The following is a 15,858-nucleotide window of genomic DNA, read 5'->3' on the forward strand; positions in this document are numbered from 1 at the left end:
CCGACTCCGGCCTGGAGGCCCCACCCCATGTCCCACACGACGACCGACGAACCCGTCCGGAAAGCGAGCGGGGCCACCGTCCCGGTGCTCGCCTTCGCGGGCATCGTCGTCGCGGTGATGCAGACCCTGCTCGTCCCGGTCATCAAGGACCTGCCCCAACTTCTGGACACCACGCCCAGCAACGCCACCTGGGTCCTGACCTCCACGCTCCTGTCCGGAGCCGTGGCCACGCCGATCATGGGCCGCCTCGGCGACCTGTTCGGCAAGCGCCGCATGCTGATCGCCAGCCTGTCGGTGATGGTGGTCGGCGCGCTGGTCAGCGCGTTCACCGACGCCCTGCTTCCGATGATCGTCGGCCGTACGCTCCAGGGCTTCGCGATGGGCGCGATACCCCTCGGCATCGGCCTGATGCGCGACATGCTGCCCCGTGAGCGGCTCGGCTCGGCGATGGCGCTGATGAGTTCCTCGATCGGCGTCGGCGGCGGCCTGGCGCTGCCCGCCGCGGCCCTGGTCGCGCAGCACGCCGACTGGCACGCCCTGTTCTACGGAGCCGCCGGCCTCGGTGTCCTCTCCATCGCCCTGACCCTGCTGGTCGTACCGGAGTCCCCGCTGCGCGCCAAGGGCTCCTTCGACCTGCCGGGCGCACTCGGCCTGGCCGCCGGTCTGATCCTCTTCCTCCTGCCGATCACCAAGGGCAGCGACTGGGGCTGGTCGTCGCCCACCACGCTCGGCCTGTTCGCCGCCGCCGTCGTGGTCCTGCTGCTGTGGGGCCTGATGGAGCTGCGGGTCAAGGCTCCGCTGGTCGACCTGCGCACCACGGCCCGCCGCGAGGTGCTGCTCACCAACCTCGCCTCGATCATGGTCGGCGTCTCCTTCTACGTCATCTCCCTCGTCCTGCCGCAGCTCCTCCAGCTGCCCTCCGAGACCGGCTACGGCCTCGGTCAGTCGATGGTCGTCGCCGGCCTGTGCGTGGCCCCGCTGGGCCTGACGATGATGTTCACCGCGCCGGTGTACGCGCGCCTGTCGGCCCGCTACGGCCCGCGCACCACCCTGATCCTCGGCCTGGTGATCATCGGGATCGGCTACGCCGGCGGCCTCGGCCTGATGAGCGCCGCCTGGCAGACCATCGTCACCTCGGTGCTGATCGGCGCGGGAATCGGCCTCGCCTACTCCTCCCTGCCCGCGCTGATCATCGGCGCGGTCCCGGCCTCGGAGACGGGCGCGGCCAACGGCCTCAACACCCTGATGCGGTCCATCGGTACGTCGGTGTCGAGCGCCGTCATCGGCATGGTGCTCGCCAACTCGGCGAACGACGTCGGCGGCGTCGCCGTCCCCACCATGCACGGCTTCCGCGTCTCCTTCCTGATCGCGACCGCCGCGGTCGCCGTCGGCCTGGCGCTGGCCTTCTTCCTCCCCCGCCGCACCCCGTCGACCGTCACCCAGCTGCGCGCGAGCAGCGAGGAGGACGCGAACCTGGCCCGTGCCGAGCAGGCGCTCGCCGGTGTTGCGGAGGGGCCGCACGGCTTCCGCGGCCGGGTGCTGGCCGCCGACGGCGCCCCCGTCGCCCGCGCCAAGGTCACCCTGATCGACCGGCACGGACGCCAGGCCGGCGCGACCCTGTCCACCGGCGACGGCAGCTACATCCTCGCCGTCCCCACCGAGGGCCCGTACGTGCTGGCCGCCCGGGCCGCCGGCCACGGCCCGCTCGCCCACTCGGCGACCCACGGCGGCGACCGCCCGGTCGACCTGGACCTGTTCCTGCCGGGCGAGACGGTCCCCGCCTGACGGGTCCTGCCCGACGCTCCGGCCCCGGCCGGTCCCGCACCCCCCTGTCGCACCCACGCGGCGGGGGGTGCGGCAGCATGGGGCGCCGGCACACCCGCACCACCACCGAAAGGCCCCCATGACCGCGGCCCCCGCCCCCGACCCCGCTCCCGCCCCTGACGTCCTGGCCGCCTTCGAGGCCGCGAAGGGGTTCATGCCCGCGCACGAGGGCCGCGCGCTGTACGCCGCCGCCGTGGCGGCCGGCGGGCTCGGGCTGCCGCTGCTGGAGGTCGGCACGTACTGCGGGCGCTCCACCGTCCTGCTCGCCGACGCGGCCCGCCGCTGCGGGGTGACCGCGCTCACCGTCGACCACCACCGGGGCAGCGAGGAGCAGCAGCCGGGCTGGGACTACCACGACCCGGAGACCGTCGACCCCGAGCTGGGCGTGATGGACACCCTGCCCACCTTCCGCCGCACCCTGCACCGGGCCGGCCTGGAGGAGCACGTGGTGGCCCTGGTCGGCCGCTCCCCCCAGGTCGCGGCGGTCTGGAACTCCCCGCTCGGCCTCGTCTTCGTCGACGGCGGCCACACCGACGAGCACGCCAACGCCGACTACGAGGGCTGGGCCCCGCACGTGGCCGACGGCGGCCTCCTGGTGATCCACGACGTCTTCCCGGACCCGGCCGACGAGTTCACCGGCCAGGCCCCGTACCGCGTCTACCTCAAGGCCCTCGCGTCCGGCGCGTTCACCGAGGTCTCCGCGACCGACTCGCTGCGCGTCCTGCGGCGAACGGGCGCGGGGATCTGAGGGCGCGGTTTAGAGTCGCTGACGTGTCGTACACAGGCCCGGACTTCGAACCTCCCCAGCCCCGCCGCTCCCCGCTGCGCCGCCCCCTGACCGTGGCGGTCGCCGCGCTCGTGCCCGGGGCGCTGCTCGGGTGGGGGGTGTACGCGGCGGTCGGCGGCTCGGACGACGGAGGCGGGAGCGGCACCGACCGCGCGGTCGGCGTACGGACGTCGGCGGCGCCGTCCTCCGGTGCTCCCGCATCCCGCGCTCCCGCGTCCCCGGGCGGCGACGACGCCAAGAAGCCCGCGGGCTCCTCCCCCGCCCCCACGTCGAAGAAGCCGTCCGCCTCCCGACCCGCTGTCTCGGGCGCCCTCAAGGGCAAGGTCGTCGTGATCGACCCGGGACACAACACGGCCAACTTCCAGCACGCCGCCGAGATCAACCGCAAGGTGAACGTCGGCACGCACTGGAAGGAGTGCGACACGACCGGCACCGCCACCAACGCGGGCTGGGCCGAGGCGAAGTTCACCCTCGACGTGGCCCACCGGCTGCGCACCCTGCTGGAGAAGCAGGGCGCCACGGTGAAACTGACGCACGACGGCGACCGTTCGTTCGGCCCCTGCGTGGACGAGCGCGCCCGGATCGGCAACGAGGCGAAGGCGGATGCCGCGATCTCGATCCACGCCGACGGATCGGGGGCGGGCAACCGGGGCTTCCACGTGATCATGCCCGGCCCGGTGCACGACGGGGCCGCCGACACCCGCGCGATCGTGGCGCCCTCCGCCGAACTGGGCGAGCGCGTCGCGGGCAGCTTCGTGCGCGTCACGGGCACCGCGCCCTCCAACTACCTCGGCGACGGCACCGGCCTGGTCACGCGCACGGACCTGGGCGGTCTCAATCTGTCAACGGTTCCCAAGGTGTTCATCGAGTGCGGCAACATGCGCGACGCCAAGGACGCGGCGCTGCTGACCAGCGGCAGTTGGCGGCAGAAGGCGGCGCAGGGAATGTCTGAGGGAATCGTGAGTTTCCTGCGCGGGTAGCGATCAGCGCCCCGATCCCTGCGGACAGCGCCGAGGTACGGACGATAGTGTCGTCCGTACGATGAGGGGCCACCCCCGCGCTTCACACCGGAACCTTTCGGCGCCATCGTGACAGCGACGCCTCTACCGACGACGAGACGACCTACGAAGGACCTGAAGTGAATATCCGCTCCCTCACTCGAGGCGACGGCGTGGTGATCGGAGCAGCGGTGTTGCTGTTGATCGCGTCGTTCCTCGACATCTACTCGATCGACGGTGCCCCGGACAGCGCCGAAATCCCCAGCCTGTGGGGCAGTGGCTCGGTCGTGCTCGGTGTCGTCCTGGCGGGCGTCATCGGGGCCGCGCTCATCGTCGTGGCGCGCACCCTGCCGCAGCCCAAGAAGGTGGCGGGTCTCGACCTCGGCCCGTTCGGCATCGCGTTCACGGTCTTCGCCGCGTGGTGCGCGCTCGGCAACATCTTCGACCCGGCGGGCGCCTTCGACAACGACGGCGGCGTGGAGGGCATCGGCGCAGGCCTGGGCCTGATCCTCGCTCTGATCGCCACGCTGGTCATGGCCGCCGCGGCCGTGGCCACCCCGCTGCTCCCGGCCCTCAAGGGGTCCCTGATCCCGGCCTCCCGTCCGGCCGCGCCGCAGCCCTACGGCGGCCAGCCCCAGGGTGGTTACGGCTACCCGGGCGCCCAGCAGCAGCCGTACGGCGCCCAGCCCGGACAGCCGGGTCAGCCCGGTCAGCCGGGTCAGCCGGGTCCGTCCTTCGGCGGCCAGCCGCAGCCCGGTCAGCCGCAGGCGCCGCAGCCGCAGGCCCCGCAGCAGGCGCAGGCCCAGCCGGCCGGGGACTTCTCGCCGTTCTGGTTCGCCGTGCCGGTGCCGCGTCCGCTGTTCGCGGAGGACGGCTCCCCCACGCCGATCGCCGAGCTGGCGCCGGGCACCTGGTACCTGGCCGTGGAGCAGCGCGGCGCCAACCTGGTGGCCCAGACTCAGGACGGCCGCCGCGGCGTCCTCCAGGACACCTCGGGCATCCAGCGCGGCTGACCGCGTCCGCCCACCCGTTCAACGGCAACGGCCCCTCGCCCACCGGTACTTCCGGGCGGGGGGCCGTCGTCGTTGGTTTCAAACAGGCATCCGGGGCCAGACGGAAGGCATGTCCCCTCGAACGCGCAGTGGGTCCAACTCCGCCGGAACGGCCGTCGCGGTGATCGCGGACATCATGGCCTTCATCCTCGGACTGTGGATCCTGATGTACCTGTTGGACGCCAACCGGGCCAACGACCTGGTGCAATTCGTCCATGACGCGGCCGACTGGCTGGCCGGCTGGTCGCACGACCTGTTCACGTTCGACGAGGCCTGGGCCCGGGTCGTCGCCGGCTACGGTCTGGCCGCGGTCGTCTACCTCTTCATCGGCCACGCCATCGCCAACCGCCTGCACCGGCACTGATCCGGCGCCGGGCCCCGCCCGGCGGCCCGGCGGCCCTGCGACCCCGCGGTCAGACGCAGCAGTCCGGGTCGAGCCCGCTCGGCAGCCGGTCACCGGCGAAGACCCGGCAGGTCGCCTCGTGGCCGCCGAGTGCCGCGACGGCGAGCAGCAGGGACCCTGCCGTCCAGGTGGTGAGCTCCCGCGGCCATATGGCGTCGTCCTCGAAGACGTAGCCCGTCCAGTACAGGCCGCTGTCCGGATCCCGCAGGTGCTGGATGGACTGGAGGACGGCCAGGGCGTGGTCGGACTCGCCCACCGCCCACAGGGCGAGCGCGAGTTCGGCCGACTCGCCGCCCGTCACCCACGGGTTGGGGACGACGCAGCGTACGCCGAGGTCCGGGACGACGAAGCGGTCCCAGCTCTCCGCGATGCGGGACCTGGCCTCCGTGCCGGTCAGCGCGCCGCCCAGCACCGGGTAGTACCAGTCCATCGAGTAGCGGCCCTTGTCGAGGAACCGCTCCGGGTGGCGGCGGATGGCGTGCCGCAGCGCGCCCGCCGCCAACTCCCAGTCGGGCTGCGGCTCTTCGCGCTGCTCCGCGATGGCGAGCGCGCAGCGCAGCGCGTGGTGGACGGAGGAGCTGCCGGTGAGCAGCGCGTCCGCGGTGTCCGTGCCGTCGTCGTCGCGGCGCCAGCCGATCTGCCCGCCGGGCTGCTGGAGGCGCAGCACGAACTCGATCGCCGCGTGGACGACGGGCCACATCCGGTCCAGGAACGTGTCGTCGCCGGTGGCGAGGTGGTGGTGCCAGACGCCGACCGCGACGTAGGCGACGAAGTTGGTCTCCCGGCCGCGGTCGGTGACGTCGGCGAAGTCCCCGTCGGCGTAGGCGGCGTACCAGGAGCCGTCCTCGTTCTGGTGCCCGGCCAGCCACTCGTAGGCCCGCTCGGCGGCCTCGTGCTCGTCGGCCGCGTCCAGGGCCATCGCCGCCTCGACGTGGTCCCACGGGTCGAGGTGGTGGCCGCGGAACCACGGGATCGCACCGTCCTCGCGCTGCACCGCGAGGATGCCGCGGACGGTCGCGGCGGCCTGCTCCTCGGTGAGCACTCCGGGCAGGACGAGGTGTTCGGTGCGGGGCGTGCCGGGAGTGCCGGAGGTGCGGGGCGAGGTCACGCGGCGTCCACCGGCGGCAGGTGCGGCTTGGTCGCGTAGGCGACGAAGCTCTTGCCGATCAGCGGGTTCAGTGCCTGCTCGGCGACCCTCGTCGCCAGCGGCTTCTTCATGATGTCCCACACCAGTAGCTTGTGGTACGCCCGCACCGGCAGCGCCTTGTCGTTGTCGACGCCGAACGCGCACTTGAGCCACCAGTACGGCGAGTGCAGCGCGTGCGCGTGGTGGGTGCCGTACGGCTTGAGGCCCGCCTCGCGGATCCGGGCGAGGAGCTGCTCGGCCCGGTAGATGCGGATGTGGCCGCCCTCGACCTCGTGGTAGGCGTCGGACAGCGTCCAGCAGACCTTCTCGGGGCCGTAGCGCGGCACGGTGACCGCGATGCGCCCGCCGGGCTTGAGGACGCGGACCATCTCGGCCAGGACGCCCTTGTCGTCGGGGATGTGCTCCATCACCTCGGAGATGATGACGACGTCGAAGCACTCGTCCGGGAAGGGCAGGGCGAGCGCGTCGCCCTCCATCGCGGTGGCGGTGGCGCCGGCCGGGGCCTCGCCGGCCTCCTTCATCGCCGCGAACCACTTGGCGACCTCGCGGATCTCCTCGCCGTTCTGGTCCAGCGCGACGACCCGGGCGCCGCGCCGGTAGCACTCGAACGCGTGCCGTCCGGCGCCGCAGCCGAGGTCCAGGACGCGGTCTCCCGGGGCGAGCGGGAACCGGGAGAAGTCGACGGTCAGCACGTGGCCCTGCTTTCGGGATAGACGCCGGTGTCACTGGTGGTCGGGGGTGGAGTCGCGGTCGCAGTCCTCGAAGTGGCCGGGTCGGAGGGGCCGATGGCCTCCCGGTAGCGGGCGACCGTGCCCTCGGCGGCGCGGGCCCAGGTGAAGTGCCGCAGCACGCGTTCGCGTCCGGCCGCGCCGAGCCTGGCCCGCAGTTCGCGGTCGCCGAGCAGCCGGTTCAGTCCGGCGGCCAGCGCGTCCGCGTCGCCGGGCGGGACCGCGAGGCAGGTCTCCCCGTCGGGTCCGGCCACCTCCGGGACGGCCCCGCCGGTGGTGGCGAGCAGCGCGGTGCCGGTCGCCATGGCCTCGGCGGCGGGCAGCGAGAACCCCTCGTACAGCGACGGCACGCACGCGACCTCCGCCGACCGCACGAGGCCGACCAGTTCGGCGTCCGAGATGCCCTTGACGAACTCGACGGCGTCCTCGAGGCCGTACCGCTCGATCGCCTGCGCGACGGGTCCCTCCGCGGGCCGCTTGCCGACGACGACGAGGTGGGCCCTGGGGTGCTCGGTGCGCGCCTTGGCCAGTGCCTCGACGAGGAAGACCAGGCCCTTGAGCGGCACGTCGGCGCTGGACGTCGTCACGATCCGGCCCGGCACCCGCGGCACCGACGGGTCGGGCGAGAACAGGTCGGTGTCGGCGCCGATGTGGACGACGTGGATGCGGTCGTCCCGGACGCCGAGGTGGTCGACGATCTCCTGGCGGGAGGTGCCGGAGACGGTGAGCACGGAGGGCAGGCGGCGCGCGACGCGCTTCTGCATCCGGGTGAAGGCGTACCAACGGCGTACCGAGTAGCGGCGCTTGCGGCCTTCGGCGGCGTCCAGCTCGAGTTGCCGGTCGACGGTGATGGGGTGGTGGATGGTGGTGACGAGGGGTGCGCCCACGTCGCCCAGCAGGCCGTAGCCGAGGGTCTGGTTGTCGTGGACGACGTCGAAGTCGCCGCGGCGGGCGCGCAGATGGCGGCGGGCGCGCAGCGAGAACGTCAGGGGCTCCGGGAAGCCGCCGGTCCACATCGTGCCGACCTCGAGCGCGTCGATCCAGTCGCGGTACTCGTCGCGCTTCGGGGTGCGGAAGGGGTCGGGCTGGCGGTAGAGGTCGAGGCTGGGCAGCTCGGTGAGGGACAGCCGGTTCCCGACGAGGGGGCCCTCGTCGAGCACGGGGTAGGGCTGGGCGCCGATGACCTCGACCCGGTGGCCGAGGCGGGCCAGTTCGCGCGAGAGGTGGCGGACGTAGACGCCCTGGCCGCCGCAGAACGGGTTTCCCTTGTACGTGAGGAGTGCGATGCGGAGCGGTCGCAAGCCGTCGGCGGCGGGCTCCGGACGGGGACCCGTCTGACTGGCCTCGGCGGTCACTCTGGGCCCCCTTCTCACTGCGCTCCCGTGACACTACGTCGGGACGTTAATCTAGAACAAGTTTCAGACTTGATCGTCAGAGGCTCCGAATCTACCGGCAGGTAGGGAAGCTGTGACGAGTGGATCAGGTGATTCACGCCACGGCGCGACACGCCGCCGGGCCGGGTGAGGGGGAGAAGGTGACCAAGGTGGCCAACGGGGACAGGGCAAAAGCAGAAGCGGAAGCGGAAGCGGCCGGTTCCGCGCCCCGCTCCGCCGCCCCGCCCCTCACCGAGCGGCAGCGGGAGCGCCGCCGCCGCATCCTGCACGCGACCGCCCGGCTGGCCTGCCGGGGCGGCTTCGAGGCGGTGCAGATGCGGGAGGTCGCGGAGTCCTCGCAGGTCGCCCTCGGCACGCTGTACCGCTACTTCCCGTCCAAGGTGCATCTGCTGGTCGCGACCATGCACGACCAGCTGGAGCGGCTGCACGGCACCCTGCGCAAGAGCCCGCCCACCGGTGCGACGGCCGCGGACCGGGTGGCGCAGACCCTGATGCGGGCCTTCGGCGCGCTCCAGCGCGAGCCCCGGCTGGCCGAGGCGATGGCCCGTGCCCTGACCTTCGCCGACCGCGGCGTCTCCGCCGAGGTCGACCAGGTCTCCCGGCAGACCACGGCGATCATCCTGGACGCCGTCGGCGGCCTGGAGAACCCGACGCCCGAGCAGCTGTCGGCCGTCCGGGTGATCGAGCACACCTGGCTCTCGACCCTGATCACCTGGCTCGCCGGCCGCACGTCCCTCGCCCAGGTGCGGGTGGACATCGAGACGGTGTGCCGGCTCATCGACCTGACGGACGCCGGCACGGTCGACGTGACGGAACCCGGGGCGGTCGCGGGAGGGGACGCGGCGCACCTCTGAGGGCGGCCCGTGTTCAGCCCAGGTGGGAGCGGATCAGCTCCGCTGCGGCGGGCAGCAGCTCCACCTCGTCGCGGCTCATGGTCGGGTTGGCCGCCCGTCGCCGCAGCGCCTGGGCGAGCCCGTCCGGCGTGAGGGCGGACGGGTCGGCCAGCAGCGCGGCCAGCATGACCGCGGCGGGCCCGGCCATCGCCCCGTCACCGGCCGCCACCTGGGCGAGGATCACCGCGGACGTGCCCCAGTCGAGGCCGGGGTCGCCCTCCTCGGCGTTGGACCAGTCGATGACCCGGGGCCCGTCGGCCGTGAGGATCACGTTGTCCGGGTGCAGGTCCAGGTGGAGGACGCGCACACCCGGGTCGGCGGACCGGAACGCGGGCACCTCGTGCAGCTGCCGCAGCAGCCGGGCGAGCACGGCGCCCGCCTCGTCCGGCGTCAGCGCGCCGTCCTCCCACGCCCGCAGCATCGTCGGCCCGGACAGCCGCTCCATGACCAGGTCCGTACGCGGTCCCCCGGGCCCGCCGGGCCGCACCCGGGGCACCGGATAGCCGTGCGCCCGTACGTGCTCCATCACCGCGGCCTCGGCCGCGGCGTCCCCGAAGCCCTCCCGGTCGCGCCGCAGCACCCACCCCGCGTCGGCCTCGTACACGTCGGCCGTACGCCCCGTCCCGATCAGTCTCCCCGTCCGCATGCCCGGAACGTATCCCCCGGCCGCCCCTGCCGTCCGGCCACCCCTCGGCCCGGACCCGGGGGGCGGGTAAAGTGGCGGCGTCGTCATCACCCGTACGGGGGGAAGCCGGTGCAATTCCGGCGCTGACCCGCAACCGTGAGCCGCCCGCCGAGCCCTTCGAGGCTTCGCGACGGTGAGCCGGACTGCCCCGCACGGATGTGACCGGCTCACGTGCCCGGCGCCGCCGGCGCACGGGCACCGTCGAGGCATACGGGGCCGAGCCGCCGGGGGTGCCCCGTGCTGCCCGGCCCCGCACAGGGAAAGGCACCCGCCGATCATGAACGTCCGCCGTCGCAGCAGCGCCGCGGCTCTGGCCGCCATAGCCGTGATCGGCGCCGCCGCCGCGCCCGCGGTCGCCGCCGATCCGTCGCCGTCCGCCTCCGCACCGTCCGCGCCGTCCTCGGCGCCCTCGTCTTCCGGGCTGTTCGGCACCACCGATCCCCAGTACGACGGCGTCTGGCGCCAGTCCCTCGCCCTGCTCGCCCAGAAGACGGCGGGCGTGATCCCGTCGTCGAAGGCCGTGGAGTGGCTCACGGACCAGCAGTGCGACAACGGCGCCTTCGCCCCCTTCCGCGCCGACCCGGCCAAGGCCTGCGACGCCAAGACCATGGTCGACACCAACAGCACGGCCGCCGCCGTCCAGGCGCTGTGGGCCGTCGGCGGGCACGGCGAGGTCCTCGAGGACGCCCTCGGCTGGCTGAAGTCCGTGCAGAACAAGGACGGCGGCTGGGGCTACAGCCCCGGCGGCCCCAGCGACGCCAACTCCACCTCCGTCGTCATCGGCGCGCTGACCGCCACCGAGACCGACCCCGAGCAGGTCGTCAAGGACGGCAAGTCCCCGTACGACGCCCTGCTGACGTTCGCCCTGCCCTGTGCCGAGGACGAGGGCGAGGGCGCCTTCGCCTTCCAGCCCGACAAGGACGGCAAGCTGCTCGCCAACGCGGACGCCACCGCCGCAGGTGTCCTCGGCGTGCTCGGCAAGGACCTGGTCGCCGAGGCGGGGAAGAAGGCCGACGCCGCCACCTGCGCCGACGCGAAGAAGCCGACCCGCGAGCAGGCCGCCGCCAACGGCGCCGCGTACCTCACCGCCGCCCTCGCCGAGGACGGCCACCTCAAGTCCGCCCTCGGCGGCTCCGCCGACCAGCCCGACTACGGCAACACCGCCGACGCCGTCGTCGCCCTCGCCGCACGGGGCGGCGCGGACCGGGCGGCGAAGCCGCTGGCCTGGCTGGAGAAGAACGCCGCGAAGTGGGCCGAGGAGAGCGGCCCCGCCGCCTACGCCCAGCTGATCTTCGCCGCCCACGCCACGGGCACCGACCCGCGCGACTTCGGCGGCACGGACCTGGTCGAGTCGCTGAACGCCACGGGTCCCGCACCGCGGGGAGTGACGGCGAGCGACACCGCGACCGCCGGCGACAAGGCCGCGGACGAGGACGAGAAGAAGGACGACTCCCCCTTCGGCGTCTGGTGGTTCGTCGGCGTCTGCCTGGTCTTCGGCATCGGCATCGGTTTCCTGCTCAGCAACCGCAACAAGAGGCAGCAGCCGTGACCCGCCGCGTCGCCCTCCTCTTCCTGGCCGCGTTCCTGCTGATCGGGAGCGCGGGCCAGGCGCAGGCCGCCGGTTACCGCTACTGGTCCTTCTGGGACCGCGACGGCGACCACTGGGTCTACGCCACCCAGGGCCCCTCCCTGGTCCGCCCCTCCGACGGCGACGTGCAGGGCTTCCGCTTCGCGGTGAGCGAGGACTCGGGCGACGCGGCCCAGCCGCGCGGCGGCGGTGCGGACTTCGACTCGATCTGCGCGAGGACGCCGCCTAAGGACGGCAGCAAGCGGGTGGCCCTGGTCCTCGACTTCGGTACGGCCTCCGACGCCCCCTCCGGCGAGACCCCGCCGGCCCCGCGCACGGCCTGCGCCCAGGTCTCCCCCGACGCGACGACGGCCGACGCCCTGGCCGCCGTCGCGGACCCCCTGCGCTACAACACCAACGCCCTGCTGTGCGCGATCGCGGGCTATCCGAAGACGGGGTGCGGGGAGCAGGTGTCACAAAAGGCCGACCCGACGGCCTCCGCCGCCCCGGACCAGAAGTCCGCACAGGACGACGACGGCCCGTCGGTCGGCCTCTACGCGGGCATCGCCGTCGTCGCCGCCCTGGGTGCGGCAGGAGCCTGGCAGGCAAGGCGGCGCAGAAATGCCCCCAACTGAGCCCGCGGGCAGTCGTGCCGCCGGGGCGGCGCCCGTCCCACCGAGCGGCGGCACCCCGCCGGCGCGGGCCGGCGCCCCCACCCCCCGCCGGCGCCGCGAGACCGTACACCCCGGCGCCTGGTGGCTCTGGGCGCTGGCCCTCGGCACCGCCGCCACCCGCACCACCAACCCCCTCCTCCTCGCCCTCCTCATAGCGGTCTCCGCCTACGTCGTGGTCACCCGCCGCCCCCACGCCCCCTGGTCCCGCTCCTACGGCGCCTTCGTCAAACTCGCCCTGGCCGTCCTCGTCATCCGCCTCCTCTTCACCACGGTCCTCGGCTCTCCCATCCCCGGCACCCACACCCTCCTCACCCTCCCCGAAGTCCCCCTCCCCGACTGGGCGCAGGGCATCCGCCTCGGCGGCCGGGTCACCGCCGAGGGCCTCACCTTCGCGCTGTACGACGCGATGAAGCTGGCCACCCTCCTCATCTGCGTCGGCGCCGCGAACGCCCTCGCCAACCCCTCCCGCCTCCTCAAGTCCCTCCCCGGCGCCCTGTACGAGATGGGCGTGGCCGTCGTCGTCGCCCTCACCTTCGCCCCGAACCTCATCGCCGACGTCCAGCGCCTGCGCGCCGCCCGCCGCCTGCGGGGCCGCCCGGACAGGGGCCTGCGCGGCCTGCTCCAGGTCGGGCTCCCGGTGCTGGAGGGCGCCCTGGAACGCTCCGTCGCCCTCGCCGCCGCGATGGACGCCCGCGGCTACGGCCGTACCGCCCAAGTCCCGGCCCGAGTACGCCGTACCACCGCCGCCCTCACCCTGGGCGGCCTGCTCGGCGTCTGCGCGGGGACGTACGGGCTGCTGACGGCCGCGGGCGGCACGTACGGCGTCCCCGTCCTCGTCGCCGGTGTCGCCGCCGCGCTCGCGGGCCTGTGGCTCGGCGGCCGCCGGACGGTCCGCACCCGTTACCGCCCGGACCGCTGGGACGGCCGCGCCTGGCTGGTCACCGCGTCCGGCGCGGCGGTCGCGGCGCTGCTGTTCCTGGCCGCCGCCCGCGACCCGGCGGCGCTGCACCCGGGCGTGGTCCCGCTGGTCGCGCCGTCGCTGCCGCTGTGGCCGGCGGCGGCCGTACTCGTCGGCCTGCTCCCGGCGTTCGTCACCCCCGCACCCGAGACCGCTGTGAAGGAGCCGTCGTGATCCGCTTCGAGAACGTGTCGGTCACGTACGACGGCGCCGCCGAACCCACGGTCCGAGGCGTGGACTTCGAGGTCCCGGAGGGCGAACTCGTCCTGCTCGCCGGCCCGTCGGGGGTCGGCAAGTCCACCGTCCTCGGCGCGGTCGGCGGCCTGGTCCCGCACTTCACCGGCGGCACGCTGAGCGGCAGGGTCACCGTGGCCGGCCGCGACACCCGCACCCACAAGCCGCGCGAACTCGCCGACGTGGTCGGCACCGTCGGCCAGGACCCGCTCTCCCACTTCGTGACGGACACCGTGGAGGACGAACTCGCGTACGGCATGGAGTCCCTGGGCCTGGCCCCGGACGTGATGCGCCGCCGCGTCGAGGAGACCCTCGACCTGCTCGGCCTGGCCGACCTCCGGTCCCGTCCCATCGCGACGCTGTCCGGCGGTCAGCAGCAGCGGGTCGCCATCGGCTCGGTCCTCACCCCGCACCCCGACGTACTGGTCCTGGACGAGCCGACCTCGGCCCTGGACCCCGCCGCCGCCGAGGAGGTCCTGGCCGTCCTCCAGCGTCTCGTCCACGACCTCGGCACCACGGTCCTGATGGCCGAGCACCGTCTGGAGCGCGTCGTCCAGTACGCCGACCAGGTCGTCCTGCTCCCGGCCCCGGGCGCGCCCCCGCTCCTCGGTCTCCCGGCGGACGTGATGGCCGTGTCCCCGGTGTATCCGCCAGTGGTGGGCCTGGGCAGGCTGGCGGGCTGGTCCCCGCTGCCGCTGACGGTCCGCGACGCCCGACGCCGCGCCGCCCCGCTGCGGGAGCGGCTGGCCGACCGGGAGATCCCGGACCGCACACCGCCGGCGTCCACGCTGCCGACGCCGCCGCCGCTGCGGCCCGCCGCCCGCCGTTGGCGGTTCCGTACTCGGGCCGCGGAGCCGGGCGCCGCCCCCTCCCCGTACGCCGCCGAGGTCCGTTCGCTCGCCGTCCGCCGCGACCGCGTCCAGGCCCTGCGCCACGTCGACCTGACCGTGTCCCCCGGCGAGACGGTCGCCCTGATGGGCCGCAACGGTGCCGGGAAGTCGACCCTCCTCTCCGCGCTCGTGGGCCTGGTCGAACCGTCCGCCGGTTCCGTGCGCGCCGGTGACGCCGTGCCGCACCGCACCGCCCCCCGTGACCTCGTACGCCGCGTCGGACTGGTCCCGCAGGAGCCGCGCGACCTGCTGTACGCCGACACGGTCGCCGCCGAGTGCGCGGCCGCCGACCGGGACGCGGACGCGCCGCCCGGCACCTGCCGCGCGGTGCTGACTGAGCTGCTCCCCGGCATCGCGGACGACACGCATCCCCGGGACCTCTCGGAGGGCCAGCGCCTGACTCTCGCCCTGTCCGTCGTCCTGACGGCCCGTCCTCCGCTTCTCCTCCTGGACGAGCCGACGCGCGGCCTGGACTACGCGGCGAAGGCCCGGCTGGCCCGCGTCCTGCGCGAGCTGGCGGCGGCGGGCCACGCGATCGTGCTGGCCACGCACGACGTGGAACTGACCGCCGAACTGGCCCACCGGGTCGTACTGCTCGCCGAGGGCGAGGTGATCGCCGACGGTCCGGCGGCGGACGTGGTGGTGGCCTCCCCGTCCTTCGCCCCGCAGGTCGCCAAGGTACTGGCGCCGAGGAAATGGCTGACGGTGGCGCAGGTGAAGGAGGCCCTGTCATGACCGGAAGCCGCGTCACTCCCGCTCCCGCTGCCGCTGTCGCTCCCCGCGACCGCCAGGTCCGCGCGGTCCGCCTCGGTCCCCGCTCGGTCGCCGCCCTCGTGCTGGTCAGCGCCGTGGGCGTGGCGGGTTTCGGCTGGCCCTTCCTGGCCCCGCCGGACGCCTCGCTGAACGCGCACGCGCAGGACGCGCCGTGGCTGTTCGCGGGCGTGCTGGTGCTGCTGGTGGCCGTGGTGGCGGCGACGATCTCGGAGTCGGGCCTGGGGCCGAAGGCGGTGGCGATGCTCGGCGTGCTGGCGGCGGCGGGCGCGGCCCTGCGGCCCATCGGCGCGGGGACGGCCGGCCTGGAGCCGATGTTCTTCCTCATGGTCCTCAGCGGCCGGGTCCTGGGCCCCGGCTTCGGCTTCGTCCTCGGCTCCATCACGATGTTCGCGTCCGCGCTGCTCACGGGCGGGGTGGGGCCGTGGATGCCGTTCCAGATGCTGGCGATGGGCTGGTTCACGATGGGCGCGGGCCTGCTGCCGGGCCCCGACCGCCTGCGCGGCCGCGCGGAGTTGCTCATGCTGGCCGCCTACGGCTTCCTGGCCGCCTTCGCCTACGGCACGGTCATGAACCTCGCGGGCTGGACCTTCATGAACACGCTCGCCTCGAACATCGCCTTCGACCCGGACGCGTCGATCCCCGCCAACCTGGCCCGCTTCGCGGCCTACTGCCTGGCCACGTCCCTCGGCTGGGACGGAGGCCGCGCCGCCATGACGGTCGTCCTGACCCTCGCACTCGGCACCCCCGTCCTCAAGGCCCTCCGCCGCGCGACCCGCAGAGCGGCCTTCGAGGCCCCGGTCACGTTCGAGAAGGCCGACGAGGTGAGCCGCCCCAGGTGACGGGGTTCACC

General features: G+C 74.1%; 15 protein-coding genes and 1 riboswitch. Of the genes, 11 read left to right on the forward strand and 4 right to left on the reverse strand.

The genetic code is table 11. The features are described from left to right. The first annotated feature begins 27 nt into the window (after nucleotides 1-27). The 5 genes from ACGH7X_RS11845 (at nucleotide 28) to ACGH7X_RS11865 (ending at nucleotide 5,025) form a co-directional block, all read left to right on the forward strand. The gene (locus tag ACGH7X_RS11845; RefSeq protein WP_399884439.1) at nucleotides 28-1,785 is read left to right on the forward strand and encodes an MFS transporter; all 1,758 of its coding nucleotides are present in this window, start codon (nucleotides 28-30) and stop codon (nucleotides 1,783-1,785) included. Between the two features lie 118 nt (nucleotides 1,786-1,903). Then, nucleotides 1,904-2,572, forward strand: coding sequence for a class I SAM-dependent methyltransferase (locus ACGH7X_RS11850; RefSeq protein WP_399884441.1), 669 nt, complete (start codon nucleotides 1,904-1,906; stop codon nucleotides 2,570-2,572). Between the two features lie 23 nt (nucleotides 2,573-2,595). Further along, a complete protein-coding gene (locus ACGH7X_RS11855) occupies nucleotides 2,596-3,591 on the forward strand; it encodes an N-acetylmuramoyl-L-alanine amidase (protein ID WP_399884443.1) in 996 nt (331 codons plus the stop codon). A 158-nt stretch (nucleotides 3,592-3,749) separates the two neighbouring features. Then, nucleotides 3,750-4,622, forward strand: a complete 873-nt coding sequence (locus tag ACGH7X_RS11860; protein ID WP_399884445.1) for a hypothetical protein — start codon at nucleotides 3,750-3,752, stop codon at nucleotides 4,620-4,622. A gap of 109 nt (nucleotides 4,623-4,731) precedes the next feature. Beyond that, on the forward strand, nucleotides 4,732-5,025 hold the full coding sequence (locus tag ACGH7X_RS11865) for a hypothetical protein (RefSeq protein WP_399884447.1): 294 nt from the start codon (nucleotides 4,732-4,734) through the stop codon (nucleotides 5,023-5,025). A gap of 49 nt (nucleotides 5,026-5,074) precedes the next feature. Here ACGH7X_RS11865 and ACGH7X_RS11870 read toward each other — a convergent pair whose 3' ends face one another. The 3 genes from ACGH7X_RS11870 to ACGH7X_RS11880 are packed head-to-tail and all read right to left on the reverse strand — an operon-like array spanning nucleotide 5,075 to nucleotide 8,294. Then, the gene (locus tag ACGH7X_RS11870) at nucleotides 5,075-6,172 is read right to left on the reverse strand and encodes a prenyltransferase/squalene oxidase repeat-containing protein (protein ID WP_399884449.1); all 1,098 of its coding nucleotides are present in this window, start codon (nucleotides 6,170-6,172) and stop codon (nucleotides 5,075-5,077) included. After that, complete coding sequence (locus ACGH7X_RS11875) at nucleotides 6,169-6,903, reverse strand: methyltransferase domain-containing protein (RefSeq protein ID WP_399884451.1); 735 nt, start codon at nucleotides 6,901-6,903, stop codon at nucleotides 6,169-6,171. Before ACGH7X_RS11875 ends, ACGH7X_RS11870 begins: the two co-directional genes overlap by 4 nt. Continuing rightward, a complete protein-coding gene (locus ACGH7X_RS11880; RefSeq protein ID WP_399884453.1) occupies nucleotides 6,897-8,294 on the reverse strand; it encodes a glycosyltransferase family 4 protein in 1,398 nt (465 codons plus the stop codon). Before ACGH7X_RS11880 ends, ACGH7X_RS11875 begins: the two co-directional genes overlap by 7 nt. A 188-nt stretch (nucleotides 8,295-8,482) precedes the next feature. Between ACGH7X_RS11880 and ACGH7X_RS11885 the strand changes: the two genes are divergently transcribed. Beyond that, nucleotides 8,483-9,187 carry a TetR family transcriptional regulator gene (locus ACGH7X_RS11885; RefSeq protein WP_399896955.1) on the forward strand — a complete coding sequence of 235 codons (705 nt, stop codon included), beginning with the start codon at nucleotides 8,483-8,485 and terminating at the stop codon, nucleotides 9,185-9,187. Between the two features lie 13 nt (nucleotides 9,188-9,200). Here ACGH7X_RS11885 and ACGH7X_RS11890 read toward each other — a convergent pair whose 3' ends face one another. Beyond that, a complete protein-coding gene (locus ACGH7X_RS11890; RefSeq protein WP_399884455.1) occupies nucleotides 9,201-9,872 on the reverse strand; it encodes a phosphotransferase in 672 nt (223 codons plus the stop codon). A gap of 98 nt (nucleotides 9,873-9,970) precedes the next feature. Then, nucleotides 9,971-10,060: riboswitch (cobalamin riboswitch) on the forward strand. A gap of 128 nt (nucleotides 10,061-10,188) precedes the next feature. On the opposite strand from ACGH7X_RS11890, the gene ACGH7X_RS11895 reads away from it, so the two are divergent. From ACGH7X_RS11895 to ACGH7X_RS11915, 5 genes are read left to right on the forward strand one after another with little or no spacing between them, the layout of a single operon-like run. Then, the gene (locus ACGH7X_RS11895) at nucleotides 10,189-11,460 is read left to right on the forward strand and encodes a prenyltransferase/squalene oxidase repeat-containing protein (RefSeq protein ID WP_399884457.1); all 1,272 of its coding nucleotides are present in this window, start codon (nucleotides 10,189-10,191) and stop codon (nucleotides 11,458-11,460) included. Beyond that, a complete protein-coding gene (locus ACGH7X_RS11900; RefSeq protein WP_399884458.1) occupies nucleotides 11,457-12,113 on the forward strand; it encodes an SCO2322 family protein in 657 nt (218 codons plus the stop codon). Before ACGH7X_RS11895 ends, ACGH7X_RS11900 begins: the two co-directional genes overlap by 4 nt. Then, entirely contained in the window at nucleotides 12,100-13,284 is a 1,185-nt protein-coding gene (locus tag ACGH7X_RS11905; protein ID WP_399884460.1) for an energy-coupling factor transporter transmembrane component T, read from the forward strand. The genes ACGH7X_RS11900 and ACGH7X_RS11905 overlap by 14 nt, the downstream gene beginning before the upstream one ends. Further along, complete coding sequence (locus ACGH7X_RS11910) at nucleotides 13,281-14,969, forward strand: ABC transporter ATP-binding protein (protein ID WP_399884462.1); 1,689 nt, start codon at nucleotides 13,281-13,283, stop codon at nucleotides 14,967-14,969. The genes ACGH7X_RS11905 and ACGH7X_RS11910 overlap by 4 nt, the downstream gene beginning before the upstream one ends. Further along, nucleotides 14,966-15,847 (forward strand): ECF transporter S component, encoded by an 882-nt coding sequence (locus ACGH7X_RS11915; RefSeq protein ID WP_399884464.1) that lies wholly within the window; start codon nucleotides 14,966-14,968, stop codon nucleotides 15,845-15,847. The genes ACGH7X_RS11910 and ACGH7X_RS11915 overlap by 4 nt, the downstream gene beginning before the upstream one ends. Nucleotides 15,848-15,858: the final 11 nt, after the last annotated feature.

Origin of the sequence: Streptomyces sp. BBFR51 (assembly GCF_044591655.1) — a bacterium.
In the GTDB taxonomy this organism is placed as follows: Bacteria; Actinomycetota; Actinomycetes; order Streptomycetales; family Streptomycetaceae; genus Streptomyces.

Coding starts and splice junctions, on each gene's coding strand:
- ACGH7X_RS11890 (WP_399884455.1), bottom strand. CDS start 9,872: ATGCGGACGGGGAGACTGATCGGGACGGGGCGTACGGCCGACGTGTAC.
- ACGH7X_RS11915 (WP_399884464.1), top strand. CDS start 14,966: ATGACCGGAAGCCGCGTCACTCCCGCTCCCGCTGCCGCTGTCGCTCCC.
- ACGH7X_RS11850 (WP_399884441.1), top strand. CDS start 1,904: ATGACCGCGGCCCCCGCCCCCGACCCCGCTCCCGCCCCTGACGTCCTG.
- ACGH7X_RS11895 (WP_399884457.1), top strand. CDS start 10,189: ATGAACGTCCGCCGTCGCAGCAGCGCCGCGGCTCTGGCCGCCATAGCC.
- ACGH7X_RS11865 (WP_399884447.1), top strand. CDS start 4,732: ATGTCCCCTCGAACGCGCAGTGGGTCCAACTCCGCCGGAACGGCCGTC.
- ACGH7X_RS11905 (WP_399884460.1), top strand. CDS start 12,100: ATGCCCCCAACTGAGCCCGCGGGCAGTCGTGCCGCCGGGGCGGCGCCC.
- ACGH7X_RS11845 (WP_399884439.1), top strand. CDS start 28: ATGTCCCACACGACGACCGACGAACCCGTCCGGAAAGCGAGCGGGGCC.